The following is a 17,846-nucleotide window of genomic DNA, read 5'->3' as shown; positions in this document are numbered from 1 at the left end:
GCGCCGATACAGTTCCCAACGGAGGATATGCCTATGCGAAGCTTGATCGTTGCCTGCCTGGCGCTGAGTGCCACCGGTTGTAACAGCTGGTCGCTGAACAGCGACCTGAACGGGGCCTACCGCGCCTACGACAAAGGCGATTGCGCACAGGTGATGCTCGACCTGTCGCGGGCCGAACGGCGGATTCGCGCGCGGCCCTACCTGCAGCCGGAAATCTCGCTGCTGCGCGGCCAGTGCCTGGAACGCCAGAGCCTGTTCGTCGACGCGGCGCAGACCTACCACTTCATCATCGCCCGTTACCCCACCAGCGAATATGCCTACCGTGCCAAGGCGAGGCTGGAGACCTTGCGCCAACTGGGCCGGCTGAACGAGACGCCGGCCTCGGCCAGCGCCGTGCCGACCCGCCTGTAGGCGGCCGGGAGACTGGACGGGCGTTCAGGCTGACCGTCGGTCGCATGGGACCCCGGTCGATCCGGTAAGCTTCGTCCTGGATTTCACGGAGGAGGTTCGCATGCGTGCCCTGTGGTTCTGTGTCGCCCTGATGCCCGTGCTGGCACAGGCGGACATCTATCGCTGGACCGATGCCCAGGGCAAGGTACACTTCTCCGCCACGCCACCGGCCGGCGCGCAACGCGTCGAAGTCAGGCCGCAGGTGGTGGAACGTGACGCCGCGACCCGCCAGCGCGAGCAGCGCACCCAGGAGTATTTCGATGCTCGTCGCGAGGAACGCACCGCCGCCGCCGAACGTGCCGGCCAGCGCCAGGCTGCGCTGGCCGAGGAATGCGGGCGCTTGCGGCAACAGTTGTCCCAGCTCGAACGCGGCGGCCGCTTCTATCGGCAGGACGCCGGCGGCGGGCCGGTTTACCTGAGCGATGCCGAGCTGGACGCCATTCGTCGCGAACTGGCCTCGCGGGAGTCCGAACGCTGCCGCTGAGCTTGTTCCCCGAGCGCCGGCATCGTCATACTGGACTGCAAATCATAGCGAAATGCCATTATGGGTCTTCAACGACATATCCAGCGCCATCAGTTGCCCAGCTACCTGAAGGTGTTCAATCGCATCACCGACAAGCCGATGGGCTACATCGGCAACGTCTCCGAGGACGGCCTGCTGCTGATCAGCCAACTGCCGATGCTGGTCGGCGCGCGTTTCGAACTGCGCCTGAAGGTTCCGGGACTGGGCGGTCGCCCGCAATGCATCGATTTTTCCGCCGACTGCCGGTGGACCTGCGAGGACGTCACGCCCGGTCATTTCGATTCCGGCTTCCACCTGCTGGCGCCGCCCGCCGAATTCCTCGAACTGGTGGAGGCGCTGCGCCGCTACTTCAGCTTCCCCCGCCAGCCGCAGTCGGTCTGATCCGTCAAAGCACGCCGGCGCGCTTCCAGCCCAGGTAGCGGCTGATCAGCTCCGGCCCGAGTTCGCTGGGACGCGCATCGAGCACTGGCACGCCGTGGGCCGCGAGCTTCTCGTGGAGGCCGTTGCGCGCATTCAGGTAGTCGATGGTGCCGGTGTAGGCGAGCGCCTGCTCGTAGCGGGCGATCGGCTCCTGGCGCAGGGTGTCGAGCACTTCCTCGCGCAGGCTGGCGACCAGCACCCGGTGCTGGCGGCCCAGGCGTTTCACCGCGCCGAGCAGTTCTTCGTCGTCCTCGTCGCGCAGGTTGGTTACCAGGATCACCAGGGCCCGCCGCCGCTGGCGGGACAGCACCGCCTGCACGGCTTCCGGGAAGTCGGCGGGACGCTGGCTGGTCTGCAGGTCGTAGACGGTGTTGAGCAGCGCGCCGAGCTGGGCGCTGCCCTTGCCCGGCGGGAGGTGCCGGCGGTCGTCGCCGGCGAAGGTCATGGCGCCCACCGCATCGCCCTGGCGCAGGGCCACGTAGGCCAGCAGCAGGCTGGCGTTGAGGGCATGGTCGAAGTGCGACAGGTCGCCGTCCTGGCTGCGCATGCGGCGGCCGCAGTCGAGCAGGAAGAGGATCTGCTGGTCGCGTTCGTCCTGGTATTCGCGGGCGATCGGCGTGCGTTTGCGAGCGGTGGCCTTCCAGTCGATCTGGCGCAGGGTGTCGCCGTCGCGGAATTCGCGCAACTGGTGGAACTCCAGGCCTAGGCCGCGGCGCTGGCCGCCGCGTACGCCGATCTGGTTGAGCCAGTGGTCGACCGCCATCAGTTCGGCGCCGTAGAGGCGGGCGAAGTCCGGGTAGACGCGGGTCTCGCCACGTGCTTCCAGGTAACGGCGCTGCCGCCACAGGCGCAGCGGGCTGGGCAGTTCCAACTCGCAGCGGGGAAACACGAAGTGACCGCGGTTGAGCGGCCGCACCCGGTAGCCGACCTCGGTGCTTTCGCCTGGGCGCAGTTCGACCTCCTGCGGCAGGTACTCGAAATCCATGCCGGCCGGCAGGTGATCGAACAGGGTCAGGCGAACCGGACGCCGATAGGTGTGCTGCAGATGCAGGCGCACTTCGCTCCAGCGCCCCAGCGGCAGGTTGCCGCTGAGCTGGCGGCTCAGCTTCGGCACCGCCTGGCGGCGCGCCCACAGGGCGTCCAGCAGGCCGAGCAGGAGCAGCGCGGCGAGCGCCGCCCACCAGAATGTATGCAGTTGCGCAGGCAACCGCTGGCCGAGCGCCGACAGGCTGCCCAGGCCGATGGCCAGCAGCAGGAGCGCGGCGAACAGCGCCAGCAGGGCGCGCGATGGCTTCATACGCGGGGGGCCGGTACCTGGTCGAGCAACTGTTGCAGGACCTGGTCCACCGACAGCCCCTCGATGTCCAGCTCCGGAGACAGCCGGACCCGATGGCGCAGGACCGCCAGGGCACAGCCCTTGATGTCGTCCGGCACCACGAACTCGCCGCCGCGCAGCAGCGCCCGCGCCCGGCCGCAACGGACCAGGGCGATCGACGCGCGAGGTCCGGCGCCGAGGGCCAGGCCCGGCCAGTTGCGGGTGGTGCGGGCCAGGCGCACGGCATAGTCGAGGACCTGGTCGTCGATCGGCAGGTCGCTGGCGATCCGCTGCAGGGCGAGAACGTCCTTGTCCTTCAGCAGCGGCCGCAGGTTGGCCACGTCGAGCATGTCGCTGCGCGCGGAGCGGGTCACCTGGCGCACCAGGGTCTGCTCCTCGGCTTCGGCCGGGTAATCGATGCGCAGCTTGAGCATGAAGCGGTCGAGTTCGGCTTCCGGCAGCGGATAGGTGCCTTCCTGCTCGATCGGGTTCTGCGTCGCCAGCACCATGAACGGCTGCGGCACCGGCAGGGCGCGTCCTTCCAGGGTGACCTGGCGCTCCTGCATCACTTCCAGCAGGGCGGCCTGGGTCTTGGCCGGCGCGCGGTTGATCTCGTCCGCCAGCAGCAGGTGGGTGAACACCGGCCCCTTGCGCAGCTTGAACTGCTCGCTGGCGAGGTCGTATACGGCGTGGCCGGTGACGTCGCTGGGCATCAGGTCGGGGGTGAACTGGATGCGCGCGAAGCCGCCGTCGAAGCAGCGCGCCAGGGCGCGTACCAGCAGGGTCTTGCCGAGCCCCGGCACGCCTTCCACCAACACGTGGCCGCCGGCGAGCAACGCGGTGAGCACATCGTCGATCACCGCGCCCTGGCCGATCAGGGCTTTCTGCAGTTCGCTGCGCAGGGCCTGGGCCAGCTGGCTGGCGCGCTGGCGCTGGAGCGCCGGGTTGGGCGCGGTGCTCGGTTGTTCGGGCGTCTGTTCGCTCATAGGGCATTCCTGAGGCTTTGCAGGTGGGCGACCTGGCGGGTGAAGTCGGCAGCGGAAAGGCGCTGCGCCGGATATGGGCGCATGGCCTGGCTGATGGCGCTGGGTGGCAGGCGGGTCATGCGCCCGAGGATCTGCCATTGCTCGGCGACGCCGAGCTGTTCGAAACCGGGGTGGCGACGCCGCGCCCTGCGCAGGATGTCGCGTTGCAGACCGTGCAGCAAGGCGACGTGGCCGCGCTGGCGGAGGAGGAAGTCGGCGCCAGCGCGCAGGTGTTCCTCCAGTTGCCGGCGCGAACGGCTGGCCACCGGCTGCAAGGGACCCTGGCGCAGCCCTGCGCGCCACAGGCCGGCGAGCAACAGCAGCAGCGCTGCCGCCAGGGCCTCGGGGAAGTGGCGGGCGAGCAGGGTGGCGAGGCTGTCGCGTTCGGCGCGGTAGAGCAGGGTCACCTGGTTGTCCTGGGTTAGGTACCAGAGCAGCCAGGCGTTGTCGTACTGCTCGATGTTGCGGTTCTGCCAGATCCAGGCGTCGGTGAGCACCGTGACCAGGCCCTTGCCGTGCTGCATCTGCAACAGGTGGGTGGCGTCGCCGCTGTTGGCCCAGGCGTAGGCGTGGTTCTGCGGATCGTAGAGGTGGTAGTCGGGATCGAAGCCGATGTAGGCCGGCGAGCGCTCGTTTTCCAGGTACAGGCGGGTCAGTGCGGAATAGTCCGGCACGCTGTCGGCGGGCTCTTCTTCCTCGCCGGCGGCTTCCTCCGGCGGCGTTTCGGTCGCATGGTCGTCGACGCTACCTTCGTCGGCGTCGGCGTCGGCGTCGGCGGTTTCCTCGCTGGCCCGGTCCTGGCTGTCGTCGAAGTCCTCGGTCAGGTACTGGCGGATATCCAGGCTGTCGAGCAGCAGGTCGCCGCTCTTCTTCTCGTCCTCGTCCCACAGGCGTTCGGCGATCAGCACCAGGTGCCCGCCCTGCTCGCTCCATTGCAGCAGGCGGCGCGCCTGGCCGGGAGTCATGCCGGAGCGGCTGCCGAGCAGGAGCAGGGTATGCCCGGAGGGCGGCAGCTCCTTGAGGACCTCAAGGCCGTCGGCGCGGCTCACCGTGACCCCCTGCTTGCGCAGGAACAGTTCGGCGGCCAGGTAGGGATTGCGCCGGGCCTCCGGCGATGGGCCGAGGTCGATCGTCTCCGTATAGGGTTGCAGGCGGCTGGCCAGGAAGATCGCCAGCAGCCCGGCCAGCAGCAGGAGCACGGCAAGCAACAGGAAGCGCGCGCGCCGGCTCATCATGGCTTGGCTCCCGCGGCGAAAAGGCTGCGCCAGCCATCGCAGAGGCGCCGGCGAGCGTCGTCGGCCGGCAGCCGGTGGCCGTAGGCGAGCGCCTGCCATTGGGCGGTCAGCAGTTGGCTGTAGTGCAGCAGCGGCCGTTGTTGCTCCAGTCCTTCGACCAGGCGCAGGACCTCGCCCTCGGTATGGGAGCCCTTCAACGGCAGGCGGTAGTCATGCAGCAGTCGGCTGAGCAGCCCGCGGTAGAGCAGGCCGAGGGCTTCCCGTGGTTTCTCGTTCCAGAGCCGTTCGGCGTTGCCGGCGATGTCGTCGGGCAGGCTTTCCGGACTGAGATCGAGGCCGAACATCACCGTCGGCGCTTCGCGGCGGGCCCGTTGCGGCAAGCCCAGGTTGCCGACGAACAGGCGCAGCCATTCACGGTAGCGCCAGACCAGCAGGAACACCGCGCTGAACAGCAGCGCCCAGAGCAGCACTTCGATGACCTGCGCCGCGTGACGGAACGGCACCCAGTTGGCCAGGGCCTCGAAGAATGCCTTGAGCCGCTCTTCGTCCTCCTTGCGGCTGTCCTTTTTCTCGGTCTTGTCGCCGAAGCGCCAGCCCGTAACGGTCTCGCTGTTCTTGAACGGCGCGCCGTCGACGATCGCCCGGATCTGCTTGCCGGCCTGTTCGCTGTTGAGTTTCTGCCGCAGCAGGCGGGCCTGCTCGGGCGGCAGCTCGGCTTCGCCGGCGCTGGCGGCGGCCGCCGGCTCGGCGTAGGCGGAAGGGGCGGGCAGCCAGGCCAGCGAAGCGGTCAGGCCGAGCAGCAGGACATAGGCGCTGCCGACCAGACGCTGGCGCAGGCGGCGGAACACCAGCTCGATGTCCCAGGCCTCCAGTTCGGTGCGCCGGTTCAGGTAGAGGGTGAAGCCGCAGGCCACGTAGATCGGCTCCCAGACTACCAGCACCAGGACGTAGAGCAGGTTCGACAGGTGCTCCAGCCAGAGCCACTCGCCGGCTTCCGGGTCGAGCAGGCTCTGCCAGTTCCAGTCGATCTCGTTCTGCGCCGGGATCAGCAGGTAGAGAAGCATGGCGAAGCCGGCCCAGAGCGCCATTTCCAGGTGCACGCCGACCACGGTCAGCCAGGTCGCGCCGCCGGCGTTGCGCTGGGACAATACGATCAGGCGCTGGCTGCGGGGCTCCCCGGCGAGCCCTTCCAGTTGCAGGACCGGCAGGTCGAAGCTGCGCGTCGGACTGAAGCGGCGCCACAGCAGGCTGGCCGGCAACTGTTTCCTCAGCAGGGCGGGATAGGCGCGCAGGGCCTGCTTCAGGGTTGGCGTATCGCCGAACAGGGCGTGCGAGAGAATGTACAGCGGCAGCCGTTCGAAGGCCGGCTTGAGCCACCAGAAGATCAGGATCGCCAGGGTCGGATGCTGCCACAGCAGGAGGCTGAGCACGGCGAACAGCGGCAGGGTCAGCAACGCCCAGCTGCCCATCAGCAGGCGCGCATGGCGATGCGCCAGGAGGATGCCGAGGTCGAGCGCTTCCCAGGCGCTGCGCGGGCGGATCGCCACGCTGGCGTCAGTCAGGCGCATGGCGGCTCCGTCCGGCGAACAGGAAGTAGCTGCCGACCAGCAGCCAGAGGACCGCGCCGACCGCGTACTTCACCCGCGGCTCGAAATGACTGATGGAAGACCAATAGGCCTCGGTGAAGGCCGCCAGCAGCAACAGCACGATCACCCCGGCGATCAGTTGCACGCTGCGCCGGGCGGCCAGCCGCAGGGCTTCGCCGCGGGTCAGGCGACCTGGCGCGAGCAGCGCCCAGCCGAGCTTGAGGCCGGCGGCGCCGGCGAAGGTGATGGCGGTCAGTTCGAACGCGCCGTGGCCGATGACGAACGGCCAGAAGGTCTGCACGTAGCCGATCTGCGTCAGGTGGCCGGCCACCGAACCGATCATCAGGCCATTGAACAGCAGGAAGAACAGGCTGCCGAGTCCCAGCAGCACGCCGCTGGCGAAGGTCTGAAAGGCGATGCCGATGTTGTTCATGATGTAGAAGCCGAACATTTCCCAGTCGTCGCTGGTGTCGCGTGCCCCCAACGGACCCAGGCGGGTGGTTTCCGGGGCGTACATAGACTCCATCTCGCTGACCTTGTCCGGGCTGACCACGCTGTAGATCAGGTCGGGAAAGTGATAGACCAGCAGCCCCATGAGCAGGGCGCTGCCGTAGAACAGCAGGCTGGCCACGGCGATGCTGCGCCATTCCTCGCGGACCAGGCGCGGCAGGCCGGCGAGCAGGAAGCCGAGGATGCGGCTGCCGAGGTGGCTGCGGTGCCGGTAGAACTGCTGGTGGCCGCGCATCGCCAGTTGCTGCAACTGGTCGATCAGGTGACTGCTGTAGCCGCGCTCCTGGGCCAGTGCCAGTTGCTGGCAGAGGCGCCGGTAATCGGCGGCGAAGTCGTCGCTGGAGCCTTCCAGCTTCTTGCCTTTCTCGAGGAAGGCGAGGCGTTTGTCGAAGCGTTGCCAGGCGGCCTGGTGGCGCTGTTCGAAGAGGCTCTGTTTCATGCGCTCTCCTGGCGCAGGCCGAGAAAGCCGCGGGCGATGCCGTTGAGCTCGGCCTGGGCGCGTACCGGCTCGACGCCCAGCGGTTCGGCGAGAATGCCTGCCAGTTCCTCGCGGCGTGCCGAGGAAAGCGCCGCGCCGCGTTCGGCGAAGCCGAGGAAAGCGCGCTGTTCTTCCAGGCTCATGGGGAAGGGCGGCAGTTGCGGCTCGACGTCAGGCAGGCTGGGCCGGCTCAGTTCGGGTTCGCGGTAGACCACCAGGGTGCCGGCGGCGATGTCGCCCAGGCGCTTGAAGGCCGGATGGTTCAGGCAACAGAGCAGACCGAGGGCGTAGCCGAAGGGCAGGATGTCGGCGAAGCGCAGCAGGTTGCGCAGCAGCGACGCGGCCCAGCCCACCGGAGTGCCGTCGTCGTGGACGACGCGCAGTCCCATCATCTGCTTGCCGGGCGAGCGGCCCTGGTTGAGCACCTCGAAGAGGACCATGTACCACCAGGTCATGACGAAGGTCAGCAGCAGGCCGAGGCCGGCGCCGAGCTTGCCGAGGAACGCCAGGCCGAGCATCAGCACCAGCATGATCAGGCCGCGGATGCAGAGGTCGATGGTATAGGCCAGGGCCCGGGGGACGACGCCGGCGGGACGCAGGAGCAGGTCGATGCCTTCCGGCGTTTCCACGTGGTAGTGGGTGTCGAGGACCTCGGCGCCTGGCCGGGGGGCGGGCGCGACGAGGCGGGCGGCTGCGTTCGGTGGCATCGGGGGGCCGTGTCGGGGAAAGTCAGATGCTAGCCAGCGTGGCGTTATCAGGCAACCGGGCCGCCGCGACGGCCCGGTCTGCACCTCAGTTGCTCAGCGGGCGAACGCCGAAGATGGTGCGGTAGAGAATACCCATGGAAACGACGAACAGCGGGCCGGTCCAGATCAGGCCGATGAACAGCGGGATCATGCTCACCAGCATCAGCAGGCTCAGCACCAACAGCAGGCCGAACACCTTGAACCAGTGGCGGCTGATGGCCTTGCGCGAGGTTTCCAGGGCCTGCCAGGGCGTCAGGCCGCGCTCGGCCACCAGCGGCAGGGCGAGCATGTAGGCGACGCTCAGGTAGAGGCCGGGGATGATCAGCAGGAAGAAGCCGACGTAGACCATCAGCATCATCAGCAGGCCGGTGAGCAGCAGCGGCACCAGCATGCCGAAGTAGTTGAACATTTCGTTGAAGGTCGCCGGCTGGTCGGCGGCGCGGCGGATGCCGATCATGGTCAGGCCGGTGAAGAACGGGTAGCCCACCGCCGTGGCGACCAGGCTGGCGATCATCTGGCCGACCGCGAAGGCGATGGGATCGGCCTCGCTCATCAGGCCGATACCGCCGAAGAGCAGGGTGAGGATGAAGGTGATGGTCTGGATCACCACGCTGTAGACCACGAAGGCGCCGATCAGGATGCCTTTGACGCCCTTGATCTTGGCCCAGGCTTCGCTGATCACGTCGCCGATGCGGAAGTCGTAGTCGCCGATGACCGGCGGCACCGCCTGGGTCGGTTGCAGGGCGCTGGCGGGGGTGGCGTAGGGATTGCTGGTGTCGTTCATGGTGCTGTCCTTGTCAGTGAAACGGGCATCCGTGCGAGCGGAATGCTAGCGAGGGCGGAGGGGACAACGCAAGGTTCGGATGGCAGATATGCGCACTGACGCGCCCCGGCGGGCTGTGCCTACGGCGCTTTCCGTGAGTTCGTTGGAAAACCTGGAAATCCCCGAAGTGGGCCGCGAGCTTCGCGGCAGTCACTGGTAGACTGCCCGGTGCCGCCAGAAAGGGAATGACCGTGAACGCGAGTATTTTTTGGTACGACTACGAAACCACCGGCATCGACCCCCGCCGCGACCGGCCGTTGCAGATCGCCGGGATCCGCACGGACGAGGCGCTGAACGAGATCGGCGAGCCGATGAACCTGTATTGCCGTCCCAGCGACGATATCCTGCCCCACCCTATGGCTTGCCTGATCACCGGCATCACTCCCCAGCGGCTGGCCGAGCGGGGGCTGTCCGAGGCCGACTTCATGACCCGGGTACACGCCCAGCTGGCGCAGCCGGCGACCTGCGTGGCCGGCTACAACTCCCTGCGCTTCGACGACGAAGTGACGCGCTACAGCCTGTACCGCAACTTCTTCGATCCCTACGCCCGCGAGTGGCAAGGCGGCAATAGCCGCTGGGACCTGATCGACATGGTCCGTACCGCCTATGCCCTGCGCCCGGAGGGCATCCAGTGGCCGCAGCTGGACGGCCGGCTGTCGCTGAAGCTGGAAATGCTCACCGCGGCGAACGGCCTGGAGCATGGCCAGGCCCACGACGCGCTTTCCGATGTCCGCGCCACCATTGCCCTGGCCCGCCTGATCCGTCAGCGCCAGCCGCGCCTGTACGATTACCTCTACCAGTTGCGTAGCAAGCACAAGGTGCTCGACCAGGTGCGCCTGCTGCAGCCGCTGGTGCATGTCTCCGGACGCTTTTCCGCGGAGCGCCATTTCCTCTCGGTGGTCCTGCCGCTGGCCTGGCACCCGCGCAACCGCAATGCCCTGATCGTCTGCGACCTCTGCGCCGATCCCGCGCCGCTGCTGGAGTTGTCGGCCGAGGACTTGCGCAGGCGCCTGTATACCCGTCGCGACGAACTGGCCGAGGGCGAGTTGCCGGTGCCGCTGAAGCAGATCCAGGTCAACCGTTGCCCGGTGGTGGCGCCGCTGTCGGTATTGCGCGCCGAGGATCGCCAGCGAACCGGCATCGAACTCGAGGAGTGCCAGCGAAAAGCCGAGTTGTTGCGCCAGCATCAAACCGTCTGGGCGGACAAACTGACAGCGCTATATGGCGAAGAAAGTTTCTCCGCCAGCGACGACCCCGAACAACAGTTGTATGACGGATTTATTGGCGATCGGGATCGACGCCTTTGTGAACAGCTGCGCCTTGCCGAACCGGAGCAATTGGCCAAAGAACAATGGCCCTTCGACGATGCCCGCTTGCAGGAGTTGTTCTTCCGCTATCGTGCGCGAAATTTCCCGGAAACTTTAAATGTGGCCGAGCGCCAACAATGGGAAAGCTTCTGCCGCAATCGTTTGTCCCATGAAGAATACGGCGCACCGAATACTTTGCCGGCCTTCGAGGCGGCGCTGGAGGCTTGTCGGCAAGAGCAGGGCGGCACATTGCCGGCGGTACTTGCGGCCTGGCGCGATTACGCCGCGGAACTGCGTCAACGCTATTCGCTGGAGACTTGAGGACGCAGGCAGAGGAGTCGGTACGATCCGGCGGAAATGAAAAACGCCAGCACTGGGCTGGCGTTCTTCGTGGAACTGACTGGTTTAGCCGAGCAGGGTGGCCCAGCTCTCGACGGCCTCGGGGCCCCACTTGGCTTTCCACTCTTTCAAAGTCTTGTGGTTGCCGCCCTTGGTCTCGATGACTTCGCCGGTGTGCGGGTTCTTGTACTGCTTGACCTTGCGCGCGCGCTTGCCGGCAGGCGCCTTGGCGGTGCGGGTGCTCTTGCCGATCTTGGCGTCCGGATCGAGCAGGGAAATCACGTCACGCAGGGACTTCTGGTAAGTGCCCATCAGCGTGCGCAGCTTCTCTTCGAATTCCAGTTCTTTTTTCAGTTTGTCGTCTTGTTCCAGGGACTTCAGGCGCTCCTGAAGTTCCTTGATGGCTTCTTCCGTGGCGCGATATTCGTTGATCAGGGACATGTCAGGTACCTTGTCTGTGCTGAGTGGCGGTGGCGGGCATGTAAGTAGATTCAATAATAGTCAGGGCGAAACTGTAAGTAAACCGCGATGAAAACTTTTCTCGATGAAATTCAAAGTAATTAATTCCGCATCGGGATTGCCCTGTTGTGCGGGTTTATTCTCTCGCGCAACAGCCTGTCGAAAGGCCTTCGCCGAGGCTGAACTTTTCCCGCCATGCCGCTAGAATGGCGGCCTTTCGCGATGTTTCTGGAGTATACCCATGCGCACTTTTCGGCTGGTGATCGCCTGTCCCGACGGGGTCGGGATCGTTGCCAAGGTGAGTAACTTCCTGGCCACCTACAATGGCTGGATCACCGAAGCCAGCCATCATTCCGACAACGATAACGGCTGGTTCTTCATGCGCCACGAGATCCGTGCCGACTCTCTGCCGTTCGACCTGGATGGCTTCCGCCAGGCTTTCGCCCCGATCGCCCGCGAATTCTCCATGGAATGGCGGATCACCGATTCCGAGGTGAAGAAGCGCGTGGTGCTGATGGCCAGCAAGGAGTCCCATTGCCTGGCCGATCTGCTGCACCGCTGGCACAGCGGCGAACTGGACTGCGAGATTCCCTGCGTGATCGCCAACCACGACGACCTGCGCAGCATGGTCGAGTGGCACGGTATCCCGTATTTCCACGTTCCCGTCGATCCGCAGGACAAGCAGCCGGCTTTCGATGAAGTTTCCCGGCTGATCGACGAACATGGCGCCGACTGCATCGTCCTGGCTCGCTACATGCAGATCCTGCCGCCGGACCTGTGCCGCAAGTACGCCCACCAGGTGATCAACATCCACCACAGCTTCCTGCCGTCCTTCATCGGCGCCAAGCCGTATCACCAGGCGTCGAAGCGCGGGGTCAAGCTGATCGGCGCGACCAGCCACTACGTGTCCGAGGAACTGGATGCCGGTCCGATCATCGAGCAGGACGTGGTGCGGGTCACTCACCGCGACAATGTCGAAGACATGGTGCGGCTGGGCAAGGACGTGGAAAAGCTGGTGCTCGCGCGCGGACTGCGCTATCACCTGGAAGACCGCGTACTGGTACACGGCAACAAGACGGTGGTGTTCGACTGAGCCGGCTCCCCTGGAATGCCGGCCGGGGCCGGCACCCGGAGGAACGAACATGAGCGATCCCAGGTCGGCGGGCACCGCCAGCCCGCCACCGACCCTCGGCGAGGGTTGCACCAGCCGTTACGACATCGACGCCCTCGGCGACGAGGACGGAACCGAGTTTCCCGGCGCGGCCGAACTCTGGCGGCGTATCCAGGAGAGCGCCAGCGAGACGGGCGAGGCTAACGCCGAGGATGCGCTCAGGAAGAAGCCTCGCGACTGCTGATCAGCTTCTTCAGCAGCGGGCGTCCGGCGAGCACGGCGAACACCGGGCCGCCGGCGACGAGGTAGAAATAGAAGGTCACCGCTCGCCAGATGACGATGGCCGCCGCCGCCGTCGACTTGCCGATCATGGGGGCCAGCAGGGCCGCCGAGGTCAACTCGGTGCCGCCGGCGCCGCCGGGGATCAGCGAGAGCTGTCCGGCGCTGAGCGAGACCATCTGGATCAGGAAGGTCCAGGCCCACTGGATGTCCACTCCCAGGCCGCGCAGGGTCAGGTCGAGCACGCTGAAGCGCAGCAGCCAGTGCGTACTGCTGAGAAGGAAGACCGCCAGCAGGCGTCGTTTCGGCAGGCGCAGGCTGTCGTGCAGGGCAATGCGGAAATGCAGGATCTTGCGGCCCCAGTGCAGGCGCTTGCGCGATGACACGCCGAGCCGCGCTAGAACCCGCCCGTTGAAGCGGATCACCTGGTGCAGGTAGCGGATCAGCATTACCGCGCCGACGAACAGGCCGACCAGGAATACCGCGCTGAAGATCAGGCTCGATTCCATGTTCGGGCTCAGCGAATGGCTGAGGGCATAGATCAGGATCGCACCGAGGGCGCAGAGGAAGAACGTCAGGTCGGCCAACTGGTCGACCGCGAACACCGCGCTGGTCTGTGCCGGGCGCAGGCCGCGCCGGGCCAGCAGCGCCATCAGGGTCAACGGCCCGCCGCTGCCGCCCGGAGTGGCGCAGAAAGCGAATTCGCTGGCCATGATGATGCCGACGCTCTGCAACTGCCCGAGCTTGCCGGCGCGCCCGGCGAGCAGCAGCCGCAGGCGCAGGCCGTTGATGAACCAGCAGACCACGATCATGCCGAACATCAGCAGCAGGCTGTCCAGCGGGAAGGCGCGCAAGCGCGAGAACATGTCGCTGCCGCCGAGCACCAGCGGAATCAGCGAGGCACCGATCAAACCGAACAGCAGTAACCAGCCTCGACTCATGCCGCGTGGTCCAGGGCGAGGCGGCGCTCCAGCCAGTCGATCTTGGTCAGCGGCTGGCGCCCCTCGGACAGCAGGGTGCGCAGGGTACGCAGCCAGTATTCGCGGGAAAAGCGATGGCGCATGTCGACCGGATGGAGTCCGAGGCGGATCACCGGCGCTGCGCGCCAGGCCCGCCGGCGCTGCTCGCTGAGCGCCCAGGAGAGGCCGCGACGCCAGGCACTGCGCGCGCTCCAGACCAGACCGGGGGCCTCGATCGGTTGCAGGTGGGGAAGCCGATACAGGTTGGACGGGTCGCTGGTGTAGCGCAGTCCGCTCTCGCCGAGCGCCTGGCGGGTGCCGGCGCTCATCAGCCAGGCCGGCGCGACGAAACCGTGCAGCGGCCATCCGCGGCGGCGGAACAGTTCGATGCCGGCGGCCAGGCGGGCCTTGGCCTCGGCGTGGTCGAGGGCATAGAACTCTCCCTCCCAGGTGTAGATGCGACGCATGAAGTATTGCCCTGGAGTACGCGGTGGTGGGGCGTCATCGTAGTGATAGAAGCCGTGGAGAGCCAGTTCGTCACCTCGGGCCACCCGCCGCGAGAGCAGTTCGCAGAACTTTTCGTCGGCTTCCAACGGGTTGCGATGGTGGAAATCGGGCACTACCAGCCAGGTCATGGGGACCTGGCCGAGCGCGTCCACGGCCTCGACGAAGGGCCGGTAGTCCGGCCAGGTTTCCGGGGCCACGTCGTGCAACACCAGCAGCAGGCTGCGTTCAGCCATAGCGCGGGAACCTCGCCTCGCTGTCGCCGAGTACCGCGTGGTAGTGCAGGAGCAGGCCGGCGACCACCGCGTCCCAGGCATGCTGGCGCTCGACGTGACGGCGGGCGCGCTGGCCGCGCAGCTCGACGTCGTGGCTGAACAGTTCGCGCACCGCGCAGGCCATGGCGTCGCCGTTGTTCGGCGCGCAGAGCACGCCGCAACGCTCCGGGACTATTTCCGCCAGTGCCCCGGCGCGCACCGCCACCACCGGAATGCCGCTGGCCATCGCTTCGAGTGCGACCAGGCCGAAGGTCTCCTGGTCGCCGGCGTGCAGCAGCGCGTCGCTGCTCGCCAGCAGGCGGGCGACTTCGCGGCTGTCGCAGAAATGGTCGACCACGCTGGTGTTGCGCGGTACCCGGGTCGGCATGTTGGAACCCACCAGCAACAGGTGATAGCCGTCGCCGAGGCGCTGGATGGCGTCGAGCAGTACCGGCAGGTTCTTTTCCCGCGAACCGCGCCCGGCGAACACCAGCAGGCGGGTTTCCTCGTCCAGGCCGAGTTCCTGGCGCAGCCCCGGATCTCGGTTGCTCGGATGGAAGGTGACGAGGTCGACGCCCAGCGGTTGTACATGCACGTCGGTGACGCCCAGGCGCATCAGCTTTTCCGCCATCACCCGGCTGGGGGCCAGGACCCGGTCGAAGTGGCCGTACAGCTTGCTGACGTAGTTGTCCGCGTTGGTGCCGAGCCAGGCGCCCATGCGATTGCTCACCAGCAGCGGCAGGTCGGAGTGGTAGAAACCGATCACCGGCACGTCCAGCCGACGCCGTGCGTCGAGCGCCGCCCAGGCGGTGAGGTAGGGGTCGCCGACCTCGATCAGGTCCGGTTGCAGATTGCGCAGCACCTTGCGCCAGGGGCCGCGACGGAGAGGGAAGCGGTAGCCATTGCCGAATGGCAGCGGCGGCGCCGGCACCTCGTGGATGCCGTTCGCCTGGCGATAGCCGGCGCCAGGAACCAGCACGCTGTGGCGAATGCCGGGATAGTGCCAGAGATGGCGATGCTTGGCTTCGAGATAGGTGCGTACCCCCCCGCTGGCAGGCGCGTAGAACATGGTCATATCGGCGATGTGCACGATGGGCCTTCCTCCGTTGAGCTTGTTCCTTCTGCCACTCAGTGGACCACCGGCGCCGGCAGTCGTTCGAACGGTGTGCGGGAGCCATGGGTAGCTTCAAGTCTAGGAAAGAAAGCGCGAGCCGGCGCGTTCGGGGCAGCCAGCGCGGGAATAGGTCGCAGAGGGAGCGGGCGGAGAGGAAGGCATGCCTCGGGAGGCATCCTGGCAGGATAAGGGTGAACAACGCCGTTGGCGTTGTTCACCCTACGAATGGCCGGGGCAGGGCGGATAGCCGCGGCGCGATTATCCGCCGGTTCGGCTACGGCTCGGGCAGTGCTCAGATCTTGAAGCTGTCCACCAGCTGGCGCAGGCGCCCGGCCTGGGTTTCCAGCTCGCCGCAGGCGCGCAGGGTGGCCTGGAGGTTCTCCACGCCTTCCTGGTTGAGGGTGTTGATCTCGGTGATGTCCATGTTCAGCGAATCGACCACCGCGGTCTGCTCCTCGGTGGCGGTGGCCACCGACTGGTTCATCCCGTCGATCTCGGCGATCCGTCCGGTGACGCTGCTCAGGCGTTCGCCGGCACGGTTGGCGATCTCCACGCTTTCAAGGCTGTAGCGCTGACTCTCGGTCATGGTGCTGACCGCTTCCTGGGCGCCGATCTGCAGTTCCTCGATCATCTTCTGGATCTGCTGGGCCGACTCCTGGGCGCGGTGGGCCAGGTTGCGCACCTCGTCGGCGACCACCGCGAAGCCGCGTCCGGCCTCGCCGGCGCGGGCGGCTTCGATGGCGGCGTTGAGGGCGAGCAGGTTGGTCTGCTCGGAGATGCCCTTGATCACTTCGAGGATCTGGCCGATGTTCACCGTGCGGCTGTTGAGGGCCTCGATGTTGGCGCAGGAGGCGCTGATCTTCTCGGAAAGCTCGTTCATCGCGCGGATGGTCTGCTCGACCACCTGCTTGCCGTCTTCGGCCTGGTGGTTGGCGTCGGACGCATGGTGCGAGGCATCGGCGGCGTTGCGGGCGATTTCCTGGGCGGCGGCGCCGAGTTCGTTGATCGCCGCGGCGACGCTGTTGGTGCGGTTGGACTGCTCGTCGGAGTTGGCCATCGAGGAGTTCGAGGCGTTCACCACCAGTTGCGCCACGTCGTGCAGTTGGCGAGCGGTGCCGGCGACCTCGCGGATCGATTCGTGGATACGCTCGACGAAGCGGTTGAAGGAAATGGCCAGCGTACCGAATTCATCGTTGCTGGTGACCTTCAGGCGCTTGGTCAGGTCGCCTTCGCCCTGGGCGATGTCCTGCATGGCGCGGCCCATGTCGGTGAGCGGTTGCATCAGTACGCGGATCAGCATGCCGAGGAGGAGGACGATGGCGACCACCGCGATCAGCGCGGCGACGATCGCCGAGGTACGCAGCTTGGTGAGCATGGCATAGGCCTTGTCCTTGTCCACCGAGATGCCGATGTACCAGTCCAGGCCGGACAGGCCCTTGACCGGAGAGAAACTGAGGATCCGGGTGTTGCCGTGCAGCTCGGCCTCGCTGAAGCCGCTGCCGATCTTCGGCGTGTTGCGTGGGTAGACGTCGCTGAGGCTCTTCATGACCTGGTCCTTGTCCGGATGGACGAGGATCTTGCCGTCGCCGCTGACCAGGAAGGCGTAGCCCATGCCGCCGAAGTCCAGCGAGTTGATGATCTTCACCACCGTCTGCAGGCTGAGGTCGCCGCCGACCACGCCGAACGGCTGGCCGCCCTGGCGCGCCGGGCTGGCGATGGTCAGTACCAGCTCGTGGATGGCCGGCTCCATGTAGGGTTCGGTGAGGGTGGTCTGGCCGGCGCTGGTGGCGGCGTTGTACCAGGGGCGGCGACGCGGGTCGTAGTCGGCCGGCAGGTCGCTGGTGGGGCGCGCGGTGTAGGTGCCGTCGGTCTGCCCCAGGTAGGTGAAGAGGAAGGTCGAGCCCAGCAGCGGCTGTTCCAGCAGGGCCTGGGTGGTCTCCGGGCTGTGGTCGCGGGCCAGGGTCTGGGCCAGGTTCTCGATCAGCAGGATGCGCCCGCTCAGCCAGTTCTGCACGTTGCTGGCGGTGATCTCGCCCATTTCGTGCAGGTAGTCCTCCAGGTCCTCGCGGATCGAGGTGCGCTGCAGGGAGTCGTTGTAGAGGGTGAAGAGGGAGAAGGTCGCGATCACCACCAGCGCGGCGGCGAGCAGGATCTTGTGACTGAACTTGAGACTTTTGATCATGGTTTCTTGCATCCGGGAGGCGCGGGCGCGCTGTCGTGAACAGCCCCAGTTGGATCGCAACTGCAAGGCTTGCCGTGTCTGTCGGCGGCAAGCCCGGAAGCTTTAGCGCAATGGATGAATGGTTTCACCGAATGCGACCTGGAGAACGAAAAAAGCGCCCGTGGGCGCTCTTCATCGGTAGGCCGGATAATCGCTTCGCGGTTATCCGGCCGGTTCGGCTACGGGAC

At 66.6% G+C, this 17,846-nt stretch carries 18 protein-coding genes; 6 read left to right on the top strand and 12 right to left on the bottom strand.

Annotated features, from left to right (window positions below):
- Positions 1–27 precede the first annotated feature (27 nt).
- The 3 genes from VQ065_RS24850 to VQ065_RS24840 all read left to right on the top strand — a co-directional run bounded on the left by VQ065_RS24850 (position 28) and on the right by VQ065_RS24840 (position 1,354).
- Positions 28–411, top strand: coding sequence for a tetratricopeptide repeat protein (locus tag VQ065_RS24850; protein ID WP_003141224.1), 384 nt, complete (start codon positions 28–30; stop codon positions 409–411).
- 100 nt (positions 412–511) lie between these two features.
- Entirely contained in the window at positions 512–934 is a 423-nt protein-coding gene (locus VQ065_RS24845) for a DUF4124 domain-containing protein (RefSeq protein ID WP_003093901.1), read from the top strand.
- Positions 935–994: 60 nt separating this feature from the next.
- Positions 995–1,354, top strand: coding sequence for a PilZ domain-containing protein (locus tag VQ065_RS24840; RefSeq protein ID WP_003093898.1), 360 nt, complete (start codon positions 995–997; stop codon positions 1,352–1,354).
- Between the two features lie 4 nt (positions 1,355–1,358).
- Here VQ065_RS24840 and VQ065_RS24835 read toward each other — a convergent pair whose 3' ends face one another.
- From VQ065_RS24835 to VQ065_RS24805, 7 genes are read right to left on the bottom strand one after another with little or no spacing between them, the layout of a single operon-like run.
- The gene (locus VQ065_RS24835; RefSeq protein ID WP_003093897.1) at positions 1,359–2,690 is read right to left on the bottom strand and encodes a DUF58 domain-containing protein; all 1,332 of its coding nucleotides are present in this window, start codon (positions 2,688–2,690) and stop codon (positions 1,359–1,361) included.
- On the bottom strand, positions 2,687–3,694 hold the full coding sequence (locus tag VQ065_RS24830) for an AAA family ATPase (RefSeq protein ID WP_003093896.1): 1,008 nt from the start codon (positions 3,692–3,694) through the stop codon (positions 2,687–2,689). The genes VQ065_RS24835 and VQ065_RS24830 overlap by 4 nt, the downstream gene beginning before the upstream one ends.
- A complete protein-coding gene (locus VQ065_RS24825) occupies positions 3,691–4,968 on the bottom strand; it encodes a DUF4350 domain-containing protein (RefSeq protein WP_003093895.1) in 1,278 nt (425 codons plus the stop codon). Before VQ065_RS24825 ends, VQ065_RS24830 begins: the two co-directional genes overlap by 4 nt.
- Positions 4,965–6,536 carry a DUF4129 domain-containing protein gene (locus VQ065_RS24820; protein ID WP_003093894.1) on the bottom strand — a complete coding sequence of 524 codons (1,572 nt, stop codon included), beginning with the start codon at positions 6,534–6,536 and terminating at the stop codon, positions 4,965–4,967. Before VQ065_RS24820 ends, VQ065_RS24825 begins: the two co-directional genes overlap by 4 nt.
- Complete coding sequence (locus VQ065_RS24815; RefSeq protein WP_003093893.1) at positions 6,523–7,503, bottom strand: stage II sporulation protein M; 981 nt, start codon at positions 7,501–7,503, stop codon at positions 6,523–6,525. Before VQ065_RS24815 ends, VQ065_RS24820 begins: the two co-directional genes overlap by 14 nt.
- Positions 7,500–8,297, bottom strand: a complete 798-nt coding sequence (locus tag VQ065_RS24810; protein WP_073660234.1) for an RDD family protein — start codon at positions 8,295–8,297, stop codon at positions 7,500–7,502. The genes VQ065_RS24815 and VQ065_RS24810 overlap by 4 nt, the downstream gene beginning before the upstream one ends.
- Positions 8,298–8,334: 37 nt before the next feature.
- Complete coding sequence (locus VQ065_RS24805; RefSeq protein ID WP_003093890.1) at positions 8,335–9,072, bottom strand: hypothetical protein; 738 nt, start codon at positions 9,070–9,072, stop codon at positions 8,335–8,337.
- Between the two features lie 224 nt (positions 9,073–9,296).
- On the opposite strand from VQ065_RS24805, the gene sbcB reads away from it, so the two are divergent.
- The gene (gene sbcB / locus VQ065_RS24800; protein WP_003120852.1) at positions 9,297–10,739 is read left to right on the top strand and encodes an exodeoxyribonuclease I; all 1,443 of its coding nucleotides are present in this window, start codon (positions 9,297–9,299) and stop codon (positions 10,737–10,739) included.
- Between the two features lie 84 nt (positions 10,740–10,823).
- Here the strand turns inward: sbcB and mvaT are convergent, their stop codons facing one another.
- The gene (gene mvaT, locus VQ065_RS24795) at positions 10,824–11,198 is read right to left on the bottom strand and encodes a histone-like nucleoid-structuring protein MvaT (RefSeq protein ID WP_003093888.1); all 375 of its coding nucleotides are present in this window, start codon (positions 11,196–11,198) and stop codon (positions 10,824–10,826) included.
- A gap of 259 nt (positions 11,199–11,457) precedes the next feature.
- Here mvaT and purU point away from each other — a divergent pair, with 259 nt between their 5' ends.
- Together purU and VQ065_RS24785 are read left to right on the top strand one after the other, a co-directional pair.
- Positions 11,458–12,309: a formyltetrahydrofolate deformylase gene (purU, locus tag VQ065_RS24790; RefSeq protein WP_003093887.1), complete on the top strand. Its 852-nt coding sequence runs from the start codon at positions 11,458–11,460 to the stop codon at positions 12,307–12,309.
- Positions 12,310–12,358: 49 nt separating this feature from the next.
- Complete coding sequence (locus VQ065_RS24785) at positions 12,359–12,571, top strand: hypothetical protein (protein ID WP_003093886.1); 213 nt, start codon at positions 12,359–12,361, stop codon at positions 12,569–12,571.
- Here the strand turns inward: VQ065_RS24785 and VQ065_RS24780 are convergent.
- The 4 genes from VQ065_RS24780 to pctB all read right to left on the bottom strand — a co-directional run bounded on the left by VQ065_RS24780 (position 12,546) and on the right by pctB (position 17,619).
- On the bottom strand, positions 12,546–13,547 hold the full coding sequence (locus tag VQ065_RS24780) for a lysylphosphatidylglycerol synthase transmembrane domain-containing protein (RefSeq protein ID WP_003093885.1): 1,002 nt from the start codon (positions 13,545–13,547) through the stop codon (positions 12,546–12,548). The genes VQ065_RS24785 and VQ065_RS24780 overlap by 26 nt on opposite strands.
- Entirely contained in the window at positions 13,544–14,305 is a 762-nt protein-coding gene (locus VQ065_RS24775; protein WP_003093883.1) for a DUF2334 domain-containing protein, read from the bottom strand. Before VQ065_RS24775 ends, VQ065_RS24780 begins: the two co-directional genes overlap by 4 nt.
- The gene (locus tag VQ065_RS24770) at positions 14,298–15,413 is read right to left on the bottom strand and encodes a glycosyltransferase family 4 protein (RefSeq protein ID WP_003093880.1); all 1,116 of its coding nucleotides are present in this window, start codon (positions 15,411–15,413) and stop codon (positions 14,298–14,300) included. The genes VQ065_RS24775 and VQ065_RS24770 overlap by 8 nt, the downstream gene beginning before the upstream one ends.
- Positions 15,414–15,729: 316 nt before the next feature.
- Complete coding sequence (gene pctB, locus VQ065_RS24765) at positions 15,730–17,619, bottom strand: methyl-accepting chemotaxis protein PctB (RefSeq protein ID WP_014603576.1); 1,890 nt, start codon at positions 17,617–17,619, stop codon at positions 15,730–15,732.
- Between the last annotated feature and the right edge of the window lie 227 nt (positions 17,620–17,846).

Source organism: Pseudomonas sp. KBN10P06128 (assembly GCF_037574945.1).
Taxonomy (GTDB): Bacteria; Pseudomonadota; Gammaproteobacteria; order Pseudomonadales; family Pseudomonadaceae; genus Pseudomonas; species Pseudomonas aeruginosa.
Note: the sequence above shows the minus strand (reverse complement) of the source record. Positions and strands in the feature narration are given on the sequence as shown.